The following is a 16,113-nucleotide window of genomic DNA, read 5'->3' as shown; positions in this document are numbered from 1 at the left end:
GGTCATCAATCTCAGCGGTTGAACATGTGAACCGAGCCGGCCTGGTAGCCAGAGCCGGGCGTCAGGAAGCGACGGCGTTGCTCGCGGCCCTGATCGACAGCGGCGGCTCGCTCGGCCTCATTCAGAGCCTGGGCGCGACCGTTGGCGGCGACGACGGCGGTCAGGTCGGCGAGCTGCTGGCCCTGGAGCGCAAGGAGCTGATTGCCAGCTTGCGCCGCCTGCAGCGCACCGGTCGCCGACTGGCTGGCGCCGACCAGCGCCGACATCTGAGCGCGACCGCTTTCGATGTTTGCGACGACACCCGCCTGGACGCGCATGGCATCCTGAAGACCGCCCACCGTGTTTTGCCAGCGCGAACGCGCGTCCGTGACGAGCTGCTGGTCGGATGCAGAGAGCGAGACGCTGCCGTATTGCTGCTGAAAGGCCTTGTCGACCTGCTGGACGTCGAATGCGATGTTTTGTGCTTGGCCGAGAAGCTGCTGCGTGCGTTGCACCGATTGTTGCAGTTGCTGCAGCGAGGACAAAGGCAAGCTCGCCAGGTTGCGCGCCTGGTTGATCAGCATCTGGGCCTGGTTCTGAAGCGAGGTGATCTGGTTTGTGATCTGCTGCAGCGAACGCGCGGCCGTCAGAACATTCTGGGAATAGTTCGATGGATCAAACACGATGAAGGCATGGGCTGGGGCCGTCATCATCGGCGAGATGGCGACCGGCGCGGCGAGCATCGCCACGACCAGAAGGAGGGCGCGCGGGCGGCGTTGACGAACAGTCATGATTGGGGATCCTTTCCAGGTTCAGGGACGGTAAGGTTGGGAAGGAGGTCGGCGGCCCAGCCGACGTCGCGGGCACGCAGCCAGGCCGCCAGGAAGCCGTCGCGGCCGTGCCCGGCGATGATGCTGCCGATCAGGGCCTGATCGCTCTTGGAGGACGCGGCGCAAAGTGCCAGCCCGACCTCGGACAGGCCGAGCTCGAAGAGACGGTTGCCGCGGCGTGACTGGCAGTAGTAATCGCGCTTTGGTGTCGCTCGCGCCAGGATCTCGATCTGGCGGTCGTTCAGGCCGAAGCGCCGATAGATGGCGGTAATCTGCGGCTCGATCGCGCGCTCGTTCGGCAACAAAAGCCGCGTTGGACAACTTTCGATGATCGCCGGCGCAATGGCCGACTTGTCGATATCGGCAAGCGACTGGGTGGCGAAGACGACGCTGGCGTTCTTCTTGCGCAGCGTCTTCAGCCACTCGCGCAACTGTCCGGAAAACCCCTCGTCGTCGAGGGCAAGCCAGCCTTCGTCGATGATGAGCAGCGTCGGACGCCCGTCGAGCCGGTCGCCGATGCGATGGAAAAGGTAGGACAGGACGGCCGGCGCGGCTTGCGTTCCCACCAGTCCTTCGATCTCGAAGGCCTGCACGAATGCCCGGCCGAGGTGTTCGGCCTCGGCGTCGAGCAACCTTCCATGAGGGCCTCCGACACAGTACGGGCGCAATGCCTGCTTCAGGTCATTGGCTTGCAAGAGCACGCTGAGCCCGGTGATGGTGCGCTCCTCGACGGGGGCCGAGGCAAGCGAGCTCAGCGCCGCCCAGATATGCTCCTTTGCGTCCGGGGTGATCTGTATGCCCTCGCGCGTCAGGATCGCGACGATCCAATCAGCCGCCCAGGCGCGCTCATGCGTGTCATGAACGCGGGCGAGCGGCTGCAGCGACACGGAGGCGTCCATGCCTTGCGTGAGCTGCCCGCCGAGATCGTGCCAGTCGCCTCCCATGGCGAGCGCCGCCGCGCGGATCGAGCCGCCGAAATCGAAGGCGAAGATCTGAGCGTTGCGGTAGCGGCAAAATTGCAGCGCCATCAGCGCCAGCAGCACCGACTTGCCGGCGCCGGTGGGGCCGACGACCAGCGTGTGACCGACATCGCCGACATGAAGGACCAACCGGAACGGGGTCGAGCCTTCGGTCTTGCCGTAAAGCAACGGAGGACCGGCCAGATGCTCGTCCCGTTCCGGCCCAGCCCACACGGCGGACATAGGGATCATGTGGGCGAGATTGAGCGTTGAGATGGGAGGCTGACGGACGTTGGCATAGGCGTGTCCGGGCAACGAGCCGAGCCAGGCATCGACGGCGTTGACGGTCTCGGCAATCACCGTGAAATCGCGGCCCTGGATGACCTTTTCAACGAGCCGCAATTTCTCGTCGGCCACGCGCGGGTCGCAATCCCAGATGGACACGGTCGCGCTGACATAGGCCATGCCCGCCATGTCGGCGCCGAGCTCCTGCAAGGCGGTGTCGGCGTCGGCCGCCTTGTTGGCGGCGTCTGTGTCGAGGAGGGCTGAGGCTTCGTTGGTCATCACCTCCTTCAGGATCGCGGCGATGCTCTTGCGCTTGGCGAACCATTGCCGCCTTATCCTGGTCAACAGACGGACGGCATCGACCTTGTCGAGCAGGATCGCGCGGGTCGACCAGCGATAGGGGAAGGCCAGCCGATTGAGGTCGTCCAGCAGGCCGGGTGTCGTGGCGGTGGGAAAGCCGACAATCGAGAGCACGCGAAGATGCTTGTCGCCAAGCCGCGGTTCCAGCCCGCCGGCGAGCGGCTGGTCGGCCAGCAGCGCATCGAGATAGATCGGCGTCTCGGGGACGCGCACCTGATGGCGTTTTGTCGAGATCGTCGAATGCAGGTAGGTGAGCGTTCCGCCATCGTCGAGCCAGTGGCACTCCGGCATGAACCCGTCGAGCAGGGACAGCACGCGCTCTGTCCGATCGATAAAAACGCGCACGATCTCGTGCGGATCCACGCCCGACTTGTCGCGACCCTCGTAAAGCCATCCCTCGGCGCGCCTGGCGTCCTCGGGCGGCGGCAGGAAGAGGAATGTGAGAAAGTAGCTCGACACGAAATGAACGCCCGCCTCGTCGAAGTCGGCTCTGCGCTCGGCATCGAGCAGGGCGGAGGCCGCATCGGGGAACTGGCTCTCGGGATAAGAACCCGCTTCGTGCCGCTGCGCTTCGACGAAGACGCTCCAGCCCGAGCCGAGGCGACGAAGGGCGTTGTTGACGCGCGACGCCACGGCAACGAGTTCTGCCGCGACGGCGGAGTCGAGATCGGGCCCGCGAAATCGCGCGGTGCGCTGAAAACTGCCGTCCTTGTTGAGCACGACGCCCGGCGCGACGAGTGCGGCCCAGGGCAGGTAGTCAGCGAGGCGAGCAGCGGTGCGGCGGTATTCGGCAAGGCTCATCATGGCGGCCTCAAATCTGAAGATGTCCGGGGAGCCGCAGGTGTCGGCGCCCGACCTCGAAGAACAGCGGATCGCGCCTGGCGGCCCATACGGCCGTGAGATGCCCGATTGCCCAGATGATGAGGCCGGCCAGCCACAGCCGCAGCCCAAGGCCGACGGCACCCGCCAGCGTGCCATTCAGGATCGCGATCGCGCGAGGCGCGCCGCCAAGCAGGATCTGCTCGGTCAGCGCCCGGTGGACGGGTACCGTCCAACCCGGCACCGCGTCGAGCTGTTCGAGAGCGGTTGTCATCAGATCAGCGCTCCACCGCCGAACGAGAAGAACGACAGGAAGAAGCTGGACGCTGCAAAGGCGATCGAAAGGCCAAACACGATCTGGATCAGCCGCCGGAAGCCGCCCGAACTGTCGCCGAAGGCCAGCGTCAGGCCGGTAACGATGATGATGATGACGGCGATGATCTTGGAGACCGGTCCCTCGACCGACTGCAGGATCTTTTCGAGCGGCTGTTCCCACGGCATCGAGGAGCCCGACGCATGGGCGGGCGGGGCGACCATGAGATTGAAGGCAATGGCGACGCTTGCCGCGGCCCGGCTGGCGCGGCAACGCGAAATCAGGCGGATCATGAAGCTTCTCCTGTGTTGATCGACGTGGCGTCAGCAATGCGATAATCGCCGTCGGCGCCGAGGCCCTCGACCCTCACCAGCTCGACAAGCCGTCGCGCCGCGCCTCGTCCGACAAGCACGGCGACAAGGCCGATCGTGTCGGCGATCAGCGCACGCGGGACGGTGACGACGGCTTCCTGGATCAGTTGCTCAAGGCGGCGCAGCGCGCCGATGCCGGAGCCGGCATGAAGGGTGCCGATGCCACCGGGATGGCCTGTCCCCCATGCCTTCAGGAGGTCCAGCGCCTCAGCGCCGCGCACCTCGCCGATGGGGATGCGATCGGGCCGCAGGCGCAAGGACGAGCGAACCAGGTCGGACAGCGTGGCGACGCCATCCTTGGTGCGCATTGCGACAAGGTTGGGCGCGGCGCACTGCAGTTCACGGGTGTCCTCGATGATGACGACCCGATCCATCCCTTTCGCCACTTCGGCAAGCAGCGCGTTGGTGAGGGTCGTCTTGCCCGTCGAGGTGCCGCCGGCGACGAGGATGTTCGCGCGGCCGGCAACCGCGGCACGCAGGATCGCCGCCTGGCCAGCCGACATCGTGCCTGCCGCGACATAGTCATCGAGCGTGAACACGGCGACGGCGGGCTTGCGGATCGCGAAAGCCGGCGCGGCCACCACGGGCGGCAGCAAGCCTTCGAAACGCTCGCCGGTCTGCGGCAACTCGGCCGACACGCGCGGGGAACGGGAATGGACCTCGGCGCCGACATGATGGGCGACCAGACGCACAATGCGTTCGCCAGCGGCCGGGGCAAGCATTTCCCCTGTATCGGCCAAACCGTCCGAAAGCCGGTCTACCCAGATGCGGCCATCCGGATTGAGCATGACCTCGACGATCGCGGGATCGTCGAGAAACCGGGCGATGGCGGGGCCGAGCGCGGTGCGTAGCATACGTGAGCTGCGCGCGCGTCCTTCGGTATCGTTGTGTGAGATAGCCATCCTGTCACCGTCTCGGCCGGCAACGCGTCGAACAGCGCCCGGTCGGGGACGATCAAAAGAGCCTTGGAGACGTCCGGTTCAATGGTTTTCAGGCGCCATCGTAGCGTAGCGTGCATTCACCGGCTCACGGCGGCCCCGAAGGCCTGCTGCCTCACCATGTTTCGCATATATGGACACACGCAATATTTTATACATGTTTATTGACACGCGAGTCCCGCCAGGCTTATGAGAAAGTATCGGTCGCGCGCCCGCACGGGCGATCGTCATTTTACGGCGCGGAGGATTGCCATGAGGTCCGATCCGGAGGACGCGATTTTTCAATGCAGAGCCGGCGTTCCCAGGCGCGCCGGGACGATGCCGGCACCGCCGTCCTGCGAGGCGGCAATGGGGGGTGGCGCCTCTTGAGCATTTTCGACATATGGCTGGGCATCCTGCAGGGGTTGGGTATCACCCTAAAAGTCACGGCCTATGGCCTGGTCTTTGCGGTTCCCTTCGCGCTTGTCTTCGGCGTCGCGCAGTTTGTGACCACCGGCTGGACCCGCTTTCTGGTTACCGCCGTCATTGAATTCTGGCGCAGCTCCGCGGTCGTCGTCCTGCTGTTCGTCTTTTACTACGTGCTGCCGGTGATGGGCGTCACGCTATCGGCGCTGACCGTCAGTGCGTTGGTGCTCGGTCTCAACACGGGCGGTTATGCCAGCCAGGCCGTGCGCGCCGGGCTGCAGTCTCTTCCCGCCGGCCAACGTGAGGCTGGCATGGCGCTCGGCCTCACCCGCCCGGCGATCCTGGTCCTGATCGAGCTGCCGCAGGCGCTGGTCGCCATGAGCCCGACCTTCGTCAACAACCTTATCCAGCTCGTCAAGGCGACTTCCCTCGTCTCGCTGGTCACGCTGACGGACATGACTTTCCGGGCCAAGGAAATCTCGCAGACCGAGTATGACCCGGTCGCGATCTATTCGGCGCTGCTGCTGGCCTTCTTCGCCGTCTGTTATCCGATCGCACTCGCCGGCCGCTGGCTGGAGGCGCGGGTCAATCCCCATAAAGGAGCTCAGCGTGGGATTTAACCTCTATTTCGCACTCTCTACCATCCCGACCATTATCGGGGCGATCAGGGCGACCCTGCTCGCAACGGTGTTGAGTTGCCTTGGTGCTTCAGCACTTGGTTTCACTTTCGAAATGATCCGCCGCGGGGGTGGCGCGCCTGGCCTCGCGGTCCGGTTCCTGATCGATTTCATCCGCTCCACGCCGGTTCTGGCCTGGCTTTATTTCCTGTACTTCGTCATGCCGTTCTACGGGATAAGGCTCGGCGCCATGACGGTCGGCATCATGGGATTGAGCCTGTATTACAGCGGTTACCTTGCGGAGGTGTTCAAAGCGGGCATCGACGCGATCCCGAAGGGCCAGCAGGAAGCAGCCAGGTCCTTGTCGCTAAGCCGCCGCGACACCCTCGTTTTCGTCATCGCGCCACAGATGTTGCGCAACGTCGCAGCACCGTTGGGCAACTATCTGGTTTCGATCCTCAAGGCGACGCCCTATCTGGCGATCCTGGCCGTACCCGAAATGCTCGGACGCGCCTTCGATATCGCTTCAGAGACCTATCGATACGCAGAGCCGCTGACCGTCGCCGGCATCCTGTTTCTCGCCTTGGCGCTGATCGTTGCCTACGGCGTAAAGCGCATCGAGCAGCGCCTGCTTGCATCTGGACGGCGCTGATGCTCGCCCAGGCTCCCCACCCTGTCTCAAACGTTCAAACCACCCCTTATGTCCGGGTGGATGGCCTCAACAAGCGGTTCGGCGCCCTGCATGTCCTGAAAGACATCGATCTGACGATTCGCGCAGGCGCACGCGTTGTCATTTGCGGGCCTTCCGGTTCGGGCAAATCGACGCTGATCCGGTGCATCAACGGTCTCGAGCCGTTCCAGAAGGGAACGATAGAGCTCGACGGGATAACGGTGGGAAAAAATGCCAGGGATACGGCTATGGCGCGCCGGCAGACAGGCATGGTGTTCCAAAGTTTCAACTTGTTTCCGCACCTCACCGTGCTTGCCAACTGCACGCTGGCGCTGCGCCGGGTTCTTCTGAAACCGGCACGTGAGGCCGAAGAGATCGCCATGCAGCATCTGACGGCGGTGCGCATCCCCGAAAAGGCGCAAGCCTACCCGGCCCAGCTCTCGGGCGGTCAACAGCAAAGGGTGGCGATCGCGCGTGCGCTTTGCCTCAACCCCCGCATCATGCTGTTCGACGAACCCACCTCGGCACTCGACCCGGAAATGGTCAAGGAAGTGCTCGAGGTCATGATTGCGCTCGCAAGAACTGGCGTGACCATGGTCTGCGTGACACATGAAATGGGTTTTGCTCGCGAAGTCGCCGATGAGATCGTTTTCATGGACGAAGGCCGCATTGTCGAGCATGCCTCTTGCAAAGCCTTTTTCTCAGCGGCCGCCCACCCGCGCGCCCGGCTGTTCCTGGACACCATCATGAGCCATTGAGAGCAGACGCGTGTCGACCCGGCAAGCGGCGCGGGCGGGCGCCAACCGCCGCAATCGCCGCGCAGGTCACCACTCGGGCGCGAACGCGTAGCCAGCCGAGCGAACCGTCCGGATCACATCGCTGCCTACCGAAGCTCGAAGCCTTTTGCGCAGCCTGGCTATATGGACGTCGACGCCTCGCACATCGGTTGCAGCGGCGTGCTCAGGCCATGCCGTCGCGACCAGTTCCTCGCGACTGAAGACCTTGCCAGGTTGCGCCAAAAGGCTGCGCAAAAGCTTGAACTCTATCGGCGGCATCACGATTTCTTTTTGCTTGAAGAATGTCCGGTGGGTCTGTCGCTCCAGCCGGAAATCGCCCTGGACCAACTCACCCGAATCCGTTTCGCGCGATAGCTTCGCATGGCCCGCTTTGCCGTGTAGCCAGGCCAGAAGCTGTTCGGGGGCGAACGGCCGCGAAAATATCTCGTCGACTCCGGCCTTGATCAAATCAAGATGCAGCTTGCCGGAGCGCGGGGCAACAAGGGCCGCGAGAGGCGTCGCCTTGGTTGCGGCGGTGGACTTCAACCAGCCGCACTGCTTGACGATTGCACGGTCGCCTGGATTGCAGTCCATGATCATGGCAAGTGGGGTTGTCGCCGCGATGGCACGTGCGATGTCCCGATCACCCGTGGTCAGCTGTGTTTCGAAGCCGGCTACTGAAAGTATGTGCCCGAAGACCAGGAAAAAATCCGGGTCCTTCGAGGCGATCAGGACCAGCGGCTTCATGAGTCCATCAACCGATATCGAAGCATCATAACGCTGACTACCGCGCAATCAGGCGCGATGACAATATACCCTGACGATCGACGTCTCGCGAGCTTTCCGTCCTTGGCTACGAGGGTGCTGATGCTGCATCGGGTCCGCGAGGTGTTGATCCGGCAGCGGACAATGCCGGTAGACGCCTTGCGCAGTCACTTGGCGGTGTTCGGCATCGTGACGCGACAGGGCATGCCGGCGTCGGTATGCTGATCGCGTTGGTCGAGGACGATGATCACTGTCTCATCCCGTCGCTTGCGCGGTCCACGCTTTTTCCGCTGATCGGGCAGTTGCGAACGGTGCACGGGAAGGTCAGCGAGATGACAAAGATGTTAGTAATTCATCCTCGTCGTGACCACGCCAGGCGAGGCTAGATCACCTTTGACGAGCCAAGAACGCAAAGGGCCCGACGGAAGACGGTCCGAAGCGGCGACAGAGCGAGATGTCGATCAGGAAATTGCAGGCGGAAGCGGCGATCAAGGCGCTCATTGCGTCTAAAGCTGCGGAAATGTTCGACAAGATCCGCGGTAACCAACACTCGATGAATAGCAGTTTCTCGGACGGACTGCGCACGCGGTAAGATGGCTACTTCAAGCAGCCAAGGGGTGTGATCTTCAGGCGCCAAGCCCGGCCTGCCAAATAGCCAAGAGCCGATCCTACTCTGCCACTCGATGGCAAGCCGGACTTTCAGCGGAGCGGCCAGGACTCAATCGAGAGGCCCTTTCGCGACTGATGTCCAAGAGTCAAGGTTGTGGGTCTGTCGCAGTGGTCGACTGGGCGTTCATCAAGCTAGACAACGCGGTGACGATTTGGGGTATGAAGAAGGGCTTGCTGATCATGACGCTGTTGGGTACACCCTCGGCGCCCCACTGGCCTGCGCTGTCACCGCTTATATACACGACCGGAATCGACGGATTCGAGTTGCGCAGATGGCGAGCCACATGCCAACCAGTCAGGCCCGGTCCGAGGCGGATATCCGTGAGAAGTGCCTTGAACCGGTCAGGGGACGCGTCAAACACAGCGATAGCCTCCTCACCGTTCCTAAGACCGACAATTTCGAAGCCGGCTTCCTCGACGGCTGACTCGAGTTCAACCAAAATCATTGGCTCGTCTTCTACAACCAAAACCGCAGGCGCGCCCATTCTCATGCCCTCTTTGGGCGATACATCGGGGGACGCGCGTCAACCCACCGGCCTTCTGACTTTCCCGATTCGGCAACCGCATAGATGGCCGACATGGAGCGCAAGCCATCGCTTGCGTTGGGGTAGTGCTCAGCAGCAGAATCGGCAGGACGGCCCTCTTTGCGAGCGCGCAACGTCTCCGCCAGATCCTTGTAGATGTTGGCAAACGCCAAAGGCATGCCTTCGGCGTGTCCAATGGTTACGCGTGATGCGCGATCGGCCTCCGGAGACAATCCACCCTCGCCTCGTTCTATCACCTGAAGCCTGCCATGAAGCGGCGTCCAAAAAAGTTGGTTCGGCTGCTCCTGGGCCCAACGAAGTCCCCCTTTCTCCCCGAATACCTGAATGGCAAGGCCGTGCATGCGGCCAAGGGCGATCGAGGAGGTCCACAACCGGCCGACGGCTCCGCCGTCCATGCGGAAGTTGACCATGGCGTCATCCTCCAGCACCCGCGAGGGGATACAAGAAACGAGGTCGGCCGAGAGCATCGTCACCTCCTGGCCAGTGACAAAACTCGCCATGTGCAGCCCGTGAATGCCGCAATCGGCAAACTGTGCCGAGACTCCAATCTGCGCCGGGTCATAACGCCAGCGGATCCGGGGATTGTCGGCATCATCGGCGTCCGCGTGGTGGCCATGAGCGAATTCCACGAACACCAAACGAACGCGCCCGAGGTCGCCGCGTTTTACCATGGCACGCATATGTCTAACGAGCGGATAGCCTGTGTAACCATAGTTCACCGCGAAGATGCTCCCGGCCGACTTCACCAGTCGCACGATCTCTTCGCCTTCTTCGACGGTCATCGTCATCGGCTTTTCGCAAAGAACGCTGAAGCCGGCCTCAAGATAAGCCTTGGCAATTTCGAAATGCGTCGCGTTTGGCGTGGCGATGGTCACGAGGTCGACCCGATCAGGTCGGTGCATCTCGCCCTCCAGCATCTCACGCCAGTTTCCGTATGCCCGCTCCGCGCTTAACCCTAGCTTTTGCCCGAAGACGCGCCCGGCCTCGGGGCGATGATCCAATGCTCCCGCCACAAAGGCGAAATCACCATCCACGGCAGCCCCGAGCCGGTGGGCAGGACCGATCTGACTGCCTTCGCCGCCTCCGATCAGGCCCCAGTTGAGCTTCGTCATCCTGTTGCTCCTCAGTTGAACCCGATGGCTTCTAGGTATTCGCGGTTTGCACGAGCATCATCGATTGGACGCACGTCCAATGTCGGATCACAGTCCTGTTCGACAGTGCACCAACCTTGGTATCCGGCATCAACCAGAACCTGCCGAACGGCCGGGAAACCGACCTCACCCTTTCCGAGATTGCAGAATATCCCCTGGCCGCAGGCTTCGTAGAAGTCGATACGGTCAGCCACGACCCGCGCCTTGACGACAGGATCGATATCCTTGAAGTGCACATAGCTTATGCGTGCGATATGGCGGCGCATGAACCCAACCGGGTCAAACCCTGCATAAGCGTGGTGGCCGGTATCGAAGCAGATCTTCAGAATCTGATCATCGACCTCATCCAGGAGCCGCTCGAGCTCAGGTTCAAAGTCGATGAAACCTCCTGCATGGGCATGGATGGCTACCGTCAACCCGTAGTCGTCCGAGCCGATTCGGGCCACCGTCGCCAGCCGGTCGCGGAACGCCGTCCATTCGCTCTTCTCCATCTGCTCGGCCTCGCTTGGGCGTCCAGCAGTTGGTGCGCGGCGCGGCGAGATCGAATCAATCAGCACCAGATGTTGCGCGCCGTGGGCAACCAGGGCCTTGCAGGTGCGGTGCGCACCGTCCAGCACGTCTTCCCAACACCGGGGATCGTGGAACGGTCGAAACAGAACACCGCCAATCAGGGTAAGGCCATGCTCGGCAAGCGAGGCTGCCAGCACAGCCGGGTTCTCCGGCATGAAGCCCACCGGACCAAGTTCGATGCCTTTGTATCCGGCCTGCGCGCATTGATTTAGAACGCTCTGCCAAGGTGGATTGCGAGGATCGTCGGCAAATTCGACGCCCCATGAACAGGGGGCATTGCCAATCCTTATGTTCATGCCGACCTCGCGAGCAACCAAATCCATGATTCTGACCCAGCCATGTCGGCCTCGAAAAACAGTTTGCAACCGATTGCAAAACTTGTATCGTTACGGGGGTCGTTTCGCAATATGAATGTTCACGGCGCAACGCAGATTTCCATTCGGGGAGAGAGTAATGGCAGGCGGCGACAACACCATCCGCTTGACCACCGCGCAGGCGATCATCCGGTACCTCTGCAGCCAGTTTATCGAGATCGACGGGGTCGAAACGCGCCTGTGTGGAGGCGGCTTCGGGATTTTCGGCCACGGGAATGTGCCCTGTCTCGGCGAAGCGCTCTACGGCGTGCGCGATAGCCTTCCGCTTTACCGCGGCCAGAATGAACAAAGCATGGGCTTCGCAGCGGCGGCCTATGCCAAATACTACCTTCGTCAACGGTTTATGTTCTGCACGGCTTCGGCCGGCCCGGGCACCGCCAATCTGCTTACGGCAGCGGCCCTTGCACATGCCAACCGGTTGCCGCTTTTGATGCTGTGCGGCGATGCCTTCATCACCCGCCTACCCGATCCGGTGCTGCAGCAGCTTGAACATTTCGGCAATCCAACTCTGGGAGTGAATGATGCCTTCAAGGCGGTGACGCGCTACTGGGACCGCATCACGCATCCCGCGCAGGTAATCCAGTCATTGCCGGCCGCTTTGGCAACAATGCTCGATCCGGCCGACTGCGGACCCGCCTTCATCGGCTTGCCGCAGGACGTGCAAGGCTGGGCATATGATTATCCCTACGGTTTCTTCGAAAGACGTGTTCACCGCATTCGCAGGCAATCGCCAGATCAGGCCGAGATCGACGCTGCCGCCAGGCTGCTGGCGTGCTCGCAGCGCCCACTGATTATCGCGGGCGGAGGCGTGCAATATTCGCGCGCAGGCGCGGAGTTGATCGCGCTTGCCCAGGCGCGCCGGATCCCCATCGTCGAGACCATTGCCGGCCGAGCCAACATGCTGGCCACCAACCCCTTGAATATCGGTCCAATTGGCGTCACCGGTTCAAACAGCGCCAACGCCATCGCAGCACAGGCCGATGTGATATTGGCGGTCGGAACTCGCCTGCAGGACTTCACCACCGGCTCTTGGACGGCGTTCGCACATGATGCGAAACTGATCGCGCTGAACGCCGCCAGGCACGATGCCGGCAAACACCTTGCGTTGCCCGTCGTGGGCGACGCCAGGCTTGGACTTGCTGCCCTTGACGTGCGACTGTTGGAATACCGCGCGCCAGAGAGTTGGATTGGGCAGGCGCAGGCGGAGCGAGCCAAATGGGATGGCTATGTTGAGCGCAACACAGCCGCAGGCAATGGCCCCAACTCCTATGCGCAGGCGATCGGGGTTATCAACTCTGTTTGTGACCCGCGCGACCGGGTCATCGCCGCCGCCGGCGGGCTTCCCGCCGAGGTCACAGCCAACTGGAGAACGCTCGGGGTCGGGACCGTTGACGTGGAGTTCGGTTTCTCCTGCATGGGCTATGAAATTGCAGGAGGCTGGGGAGCGCGTATCGCCCAATGTGAGGTCGAACCGGAAAAGGACACCATCGTGCTGGTCGGCGACGGCTCCTATCTCCTGATGAACTCCGATATCTACTCGGCTGCCTTGACCGGAAAGAAGCTGATCGTCGTGGTCCTCGACAATGGCGGGTTTGCCGTCATCAACAAGCTGCAGAACAACACCGGCAACGAAAGCTTCAACAACCTCATCGCAGATTGCCCGACAGTGCAAAACCCCTTCGGCGTCGATTTCGCTGCTCACGCCTGTGCGTTGGGAGCGGTTGCAGAAACCGTCGAAAGCCCGTCCCAGCTCGCTGATGCATTTTTACGTGCAAAACGTCGCTTGCAGACTTCCGTGATCGTCATGAAAGTCGATCCCCACGAGGGATGGACGGCCGAAGGGCATAGCTGGTGGGAAGTCGGCACGCCAGAAGTGTCGCAGAGCCCGAGCGTGATCAAGGCTCACAGGGAAATCGAATCTGCGCGTGCGCGTCAGCGAAAGGGCGTCTGATGCAGGATCTGACCCGACTGTGCGGCAATAGTTTCATGGTCATCGGCCGGGCGGGAATGGATCTTTACGCCGATCCGCCAGGAACACGGACCGAGCAAGCCAACCGCTTTTATGCCTGCCTCGGAGGGTCCTCGGCCAACATCGCAGTCGCGCTCAGGCGCCAGGGCGCAGATGCAGCGCTGCTGACTTGTGTTGCGGATGATGCGGTGGGCCGGTTTTGCGTAAACGAACTGGACCGCTACGGTGTCGACCGCAGTCATGTGCGTTTCGTGGGAGGCGAGGCACGAAATTCACTGGCACTTGTCGAAAGCCGCCTCGAAGGCCACCAGTCGGTGATCTATCGCAACGGTGCGGCTGACTTTGAAATGGCCTTGGCCGACGTGGAAGCGGTGAACTATTCCGCTTACTCAGGTCTCATCGCGACGGGCACTGTTTTGGCAGCCGAGCCGTCTCGCAGCGCTGCCCTTCGCGCCTTCGCGCTTGCCCGCTCAGCGGGTTTGCCGCTGATCTTCGACATCGATTACCGTCCTTACAGTTGGCCATCCGATGAGGTCGCGTCCGAGCTCTTCCGACAGGCCGGGGAAACTTGCGACATCATCGTTGGCAATGACGTCGAGTTCGGCTTCATGGCAGGCGACTATGACCGGGGGCTGCGCAAGGCTCGCCAGCTTGCTTCCGAAAGTGCCGCGATCGTGGTGTACAAGATGGGCGAGAAGGGTGCGGTCACGTTCACCGGTGGCCGCGAAATTTACACCGGCACATATGCGGCAGCCGCCATCAAGCCGACCGGCGCCGGCGACAGCTTTCTGGGTGGCTTTGTTGCAGCACTTGCTGCCGGGCACGATGCCGAAGCAGCTTCTCTGCGCGGTGCGGCGGCAGCGGCTCTCGTGGTCGCGCGAATCGGCTGCGCGCCAGCCATGCCCACACCGGCCGAAATCGACGACCTGATGGTTCGGCAGTCGCCGAGGGCTGCCTTTAGAAAGGACGGTGGCAGTGCATATCGCCCCTTACGACAACAATAGTCAGCCGATAGTGGATGCGAACGATCCGACGGTGCCCCTTAACTACTTCAACATCGTGAAGTTGAGACACGGAGAGAGCTTCCGTTATCGCGTCGCCGGCTACGAGACCTTTATTGTGCCGGCCACGGGAACCGTCGCGGTCGATGTTGAAGGTGATCGTTTCGACGACATCGGCAATCGTGTCATCGACGTATGGGATGGAGAACCTGAGGGCGTCTACGTTCCAACGGATACAGAGGCACAGTTTACCTGCCGCTCCAACGCGGCGGAAGTGTTCGTCGCCGGGGCACGGTTCGACGAGATCCTGAAACCGTTTGCCGTGCGCGCCAACGAGCTAGACATAGTCCAGTACGGCTCTGACCAGACAAAGACGCACCGCAAGATCAAGCACATCTTAGGGACCAAGTACAACGACAGGGTCGGGCGGCTTTTGGTATCGGAGCTGTTTACGGTCGGTGCCGGAGGCTGGTCGGGTTTTCCATCCCACAAGCACGACACGGACCGCCCGCCGCACGAGTCGCGTCACGATGAGACATACAATTTCCGCTTTCGCCCCAATTATGGGTCGGGGCTGCAGATGATGCAGCGCGTCGATGGCGAACCTGGCGAAGCCTATCACATCGTCAACGGTTCGACAGTGCTCATCGACAAGGGCTACCACCCCTGTTGCGCACTGCCGGGCTATGAGATGTACTATTTCACCATTCTTGGCGGGCTCACCCAGCGGAGCCTGACGCAATATTTTCAGCCGACGCACGCCTCCCAGCTCCGCACCATTCCAGGCATCATGGATATGGTGGCCAAGTTCAAATGACGCTGGCCACGCTAGCCGATGTTCTGCAGCCAGCATTGAGGGGTGGATATGCCGTCGCCGGTCTGGTCTGCCTCGGCTGGGAGGATATGCGCGCCTATGCCATGGCTGCCGAGGCCGAGGGTGCACCAGTCATTCTGCAGGCCGGTCCCGGCTGCCGCAAACACACGCCGTTGCCCGTGCTCGGGGCGATGTTGAGATATCTGGCTGAGAGCGCGTCCGTTCCAGTGGTGGTGCACTTGGATCATGGCAATTGCCTTGAGGAGTGCCGCCAGGCGATCGAGGCGGGCTTCACCTCGGTGATGTTCGATGGCTCGCGCAAGTCCCTGCAGCAGAACATCGACGAGACTGCCGCAGTCGTTGAACTGGCGCATCGCGCCGGTATTTCCTGTGAAGGGGAGATCGGCTTTGTCGGATATGCGGGGGGCGATGCTTCTGCCGGCACAGACCCCGATGAAGCCGCCACGTTCGCGAAGGCGACGGGTGTCGACGCCATGGCAATCTCCATTGGCAACGTGCATCTCGAGCGCGCCGCAGCCGCGCCAATTGACGAGCAGCGCTTGGCAGCAATCGAGGCGGTAACGTCTTTGCCACTTGTAATCCACGGTGGCTCCGGCGTGCCGCGCGCGCAGCGTGCGTCCCTGGCGTCAGTGACGAACATCTGCAAATTCAACATCGGAACTGAACTCAGGATTGCCTTCGGCGTCGCACTCCGGGAAGCAGTGGGCGCGGACCCGCAGCGATTTGACCGCATCGCTATCCTTCGCGAGACTGAGGATCCCGTCATGAATGCTTCGCGGCTGATAATTCGCGAACTCTTCGGCCAAGACCGGAGATCCTCCGGCTCCTGATCGGCTTGAAAAAAGACGGCGGCCGCTCGCTCGCGCGGCCTGCATGGCGAGGCTCATCCATCTTGCGTGATGAAAGCTCGTA

17 protein-coding genes and 1 pseudogene are annotated in these 16,113 nt (G+C 62.1%); 9 read left to right on the top strand and 9 right to left on the bottom strand.

Translation table 11 applies throughout. From position 1 onward, the window contains the following. Positions 1-11: 11 nt before the first annotated feature. From trbJ to trbB, 5 genes are read right to left on the bottom strand one after another with little or no spacing between them, the layout of a single operon-like run. Positions 12-770 (bottom strand): P-type conjugative transfer protein TrbJ, encoded by a 759-nt coding sequence (gene trbJ, locus ACR64R_RS29005; protein ID WP_487359630.1) that lies wholly within the window; start codon positions 768-770, stop codon positions 12-14. Beyond that, positions 767-3,217, bottom strand: a complete 2,451-nt coding sequence (trbE, locus tag ACR64R_RS29000; protein WP_487359629.1) for a conjugal transfer protein TrbE — start codon at positions 3,215-3,217, stop codon at positions 767-769. Before trbE ends, trbJ begins: the two co-directional genes overlap by 4 nt. A gap of 7 nt (positions 3,218-3,224) precedes the next feature. Continuing rightward, on the bottom strand, positions 3,225-3,506 hold the full coding sequence (locus ACR64R_RS28995) for a VirB3 family type IV secretion system protein (protein WP_487359628.1): 282 nt from the start codon (positions 3,504-3,506) through the stop codon (positions 3,225-3,227). Further along, positions 3,506-3,838: a TrbC/VirB2 family type IV secretion system protein gene (locus tag ACR64R_RS28990; RefSeq protein WP_487359627.1), complete on the bottom strand. Its 333-nt coding sequence runs from the start codon at positions 3,836-3,838 to the stop codon at positions 3,506-3,508. Before ACR64R_RS28990 ends, ACR64R_RS28995 begins: the two co-directional genes overlap by 1 nt. Further along, positions 3,835-4,818: a P-type conjugative transfer ATPase TrbB gene (gene trbB / locus ACR64R_RS28985; protein WP_487359626.1), complete on the bottom strand. Its 984-nt coding sequence runs from the start codon at positions 4,816-4,818 to the stop codon at positions 3,835-3,837. Before trbB ends, ACR64R_RS28990 begins: the two co-directional genes overlap by 4 nt. Positions 4,819-5,219: 401 nt before the next feature. Between trbB and ACR64R_RS28980 the strand changes: the two genes are divergently transcribed. From ACR64R_RS28980 to ACR64R_RS28970, 3 genes are read left to right on the top strand one after another with little or no spacing between them, the layout of a single operon-like run. Continuing rightward, positions 5,220-5,879, top strand: a complete 660-nt coding sequence (locus tag ACR64R_RS28980) for an amino acid ABC transporter permease (RefSeq protein ID WP_487362578.1) — start codon at positions 5,220-5,222, stop codon at positions 5,877-5,879. Continuing rightward, on the top strand, positions 5,869-6,528 hold the full coding sequence (locus ACR64R_RS28975; protein ID WP_487359625.1) for an amino acid ABC transporter permease: 660 nt from the start codon (positions 5,869-5,871) through the stop codon (positions 6,526-6,528). Before ACR64R_RS28980 ends, ACR64R_RS28975 begins: the two co-directional genes overlap by 11 nt. Beyond that, positions 6,528-7,304 carry an amino acid ABC transporter ATP-binding protein gene (locus ACR64R_RS28970; protein WP_487359624.1) on the top strand — a complete coding sequence of 259 codons (777 nt, stop codon included), beginning with the start codon at positions 6,528-6,530 and terminating at the stop codon, positions 7,302-7,304. Before ACR64R_RS28975 ends, ACR64R_RS28970 begins: the two co-directional genes overlap by 1 nt. A 66-nt stretch (positions 7,305-7,370) precedes the next feature. Here the strand turns inward: ACR64R_RS28970 and ACR64R_RS28965 are convergent, their stop codons facing one another. Next, positions 7,371-8,069 carry a winged helix-turn-helix transcriptional regulator gene (locus tag ACR64R_RS28965; protein WP_487359623.1) on the bottom strand — a complete coding sequence of 233 codons (699 nt, stop codon included), beginning with the start codon at positions 8,067-8,069 and terminating at the stop codon, positions 7,371-7,373. A gap of 114 nt (positions 8,070-8,183) precedes the next feature. Between ACR64R_RS28965 and ACR64R_RS28960 the strand changes: the two are divergent. Together ACR64R_RS28960 and ACR64R_RS28955 are read left to right on the top strand one after the other, a co-directional pair. Then, a pseudogene (locus ACR64R_RS28960) lies at positions 8,184-8,434 on the top strand (IS110 family transposase); the annotation flags it as partial. Positions 8,435-8,541: 107 nt separating this feature from the next. Continuing rightward, entirely contained in the window at positions 8,542-8,679 is a 138-nt protein-coding gene (locus tag ACR64R_RS28955) for a hypothetical protein (RefSeq protein WP_487359622.1), read from the top strand. A 163-nt stretch (positions 8,680-8,842) separates the two neighbouring features. Here ACR64R_RS28955 and ACR64R_RS28950 read toward each other — a convergent pair whose 3' ends face one another. The 3 genes from ACR64R_RS28950 to ACR64R_RS28940 are packed head-to-tail and all read right to left on the bottom strand — an operon-like array spanning position 8,843 to position 11,345. Next, a complete protein-coding gene (locus ACR64R_RS28950) occupies positions 8,843-9,241 on the bottom strand; it encodes a response regulator (protein WP_487359621.1) in 399 nt (132 codons plus the stop codon). Positions 9,242-9,243: 2 nt separating this feature from the next. Then, complete coding sequence (locus ACR64R_RS28945) at positions 9,244-10,413, bottom strand: Gfo/Idh/MocA family protein (RefSeq protein ID WP_487359620.1); 1,170 nt, start codon at positions 10,411-10,413, stop codon at positions 9,244-9,246. Positions 10,414-10,424: 11 nt separating this feature from the next. Further along, the gene (locus tag ACR64R_RS28940) at positions 10,425-11,345 is read right to left on the bottom strand and encodes a TIM barrel protein (protein ID WP_487359619.1); all 921 of its coding nucleotides are present in this window, start codon (positions 11,343-11,345) and stop codon (positions 10,425-10,427) included. Positions 11,346-11,475: 130 nt separating this feature from the next. Here ACR64R_RS28940 and iolD point away from each other — a divergent pair, with 130 nt between their 5' ends. The 4 genes from iolD to ACR64R_RS28920 are packed head-to-tail and all read left to right on the top strand — an operon-like array spanning position 11,476 to position 16,031. Next, on the top strand, positions 11,476-13,347 hold the full coding sequence (iolD, locus tag ACR64R_RS28935) for a 3D-(3,5/4)-trihydroxycyclohexane-1,2-dione acylhydrolase (decyclizing) (protein WP_487359618.1): 1,872 nt from the start codon (positions 11,476-11,478) through the stop codon (positions 13,345-13,347). After that, entirely contained in the window at positions 13,347-14,369 is a 1,023-nt protein-coding gene (gene iolC, locus ACR64R_RS28930; RefSeq protein WP_487359617.1) for a 5-dehydro-2-deoxygluconokinase, read from the top strand. The genes iolD and iolC overlap by 1 nt, the downstream gene beginning before the upstream one ends. Continuing rightward, the gene (locus tag ACR64R_RS28925) at positions 14,335-15,183 is read left to right on the top strand and encodes a 5-deoxy-glucuronate isomerase (RefSeq protein ID WP_487359616.1); all 849 of its coding nucleotides are present in this window, start codon (positions 14,335-14,337) and stop codon (positions 15,181-15,183) included. Before iolC ends, ACR64R_RS28925 begins: the two co-directional genes overlap by 35 nt. Next, positions 15,180-16,031: a class II fructose-bisphosphate aldolase gene (locus ACR64R_RS28920; protein ID WP_487359615.1), complete on the top strand. Its 852-nt coding sequence runs from the start codon at positions 15,180-15,182 to the stop codon at positions 16,029-16,031. Before ACR64R_RS28925 ends, ACR64R_RS28920 begins: the two co-directional genes overlap by 4 nt. The last annotated feature ends 82 nt before the right edge of the window (positions 16,032-16,113 follow it).

The sequence above is a fragment of the Mesorhizobium sp. MC2-1-1 genome (assembly GCF_057597255.1).
This window is presented reverse-complemented; position numbering and strand designations above follow the sequence as displayed.

Bases quoted from the DNA above. Each gene is read 5' to 3' on its own strand.
- iolC (WP_487359617.1), top strand. From the start codon at position 13,347: ATGCAGGATCTGACCCGACTGTGCGGCAATAGTTTCATGGTCATCGGC.
- ACR64R_RS28950 (WP_487359621.1), bottom strand. From the start codon at position 9,241: ATGGGCGCGCCTGCGGTTTTGGTTGTAGAAGACGAGCCAATGATTTTG.
- trbE (WP_487359629.1), bottom strand. From the start codon at position 3,217: ATGATGAGCCTTGCCGAATACCGCCGCACCGCTGCTCGCCTCGCTGAC.
- ACR64R_RS28945 (WP_487359620.1), bottom strand. From the start codon at position 10,413: ATGACGAAGCTCAACTGGGGCCTGATCGGAGGCGGCGAAGGCAGTCAG.
- ACR64R_RS28970 (WP_487359624.1), top strand. From the start codon at position 6,528: ATGCTCGCCCAGGCTCCCCACCCTGTCTCAAACGTTCAAACCACCCCT.
- ACR64R_RS28965 (WP_487359623.1), bottom strand. From the start codon at position 8,069: ATGAAGCCGCTGGTCCTGATCGCCTCGAAGGACCCGGATTTTTTCCTG.
- ACR64R_RS28920 (WP_487359615.1), top strand. From the start codon at position 15,180: ATGACGCTGGCCACGCTAGCCGATGTTCTGCAGCCAGCATTGAGGGGT.
- trbJ (WP_487359630.1), bottom strand. From the start codon at position 770: ATGACTGTTCGTCAACGCCGCCCGCGCGCCCTCCTTCTGGTCGTGGCG.
- ACR64R_RS28990 (WP_487359627.1), bottom strand. From the start codon at position 3,838: ATGATCCGCCTGATTTCGCGTTGCCGCGCCAGCCGGGCCGCGGCAAGC.
- ACR64R_RS28995 (WP_487359628.1), bottom strand. From the start codon at position 3,506: ATGACAACCGCTCTCGAACAGCTCGACGCGGTGCCGGGTTGGACGGTA.
- ACR64R_RS28955 (WP_487359622.1), top strand. From the start codon at position 8,542: ATGTCGATCAGGAAATTGCAGGCGGAAGCGGCGATCAAGGCGCTCATT.
- iolD (WP_487359618.1), top strand. From the start codon at position 11,476: ATGGCAGGCGGCGACAACACCATCCGCTTGACCACCGCGCAGGCGATC.
- ACR64R_RS28940 (WP_487359619.1), bottom strand. From the start codon at position 11,345: ATGGATTTGGTTGCTCGCGAGGTCGGCATGAACATAAGGATTGGCAAT.
- trbB (WP_487359626.1), bottom strand. From the start codon at position 4,818: ATGGCTATCTCACACAACGATACCGAAGGACGCGCGCGCAGCTCACGT.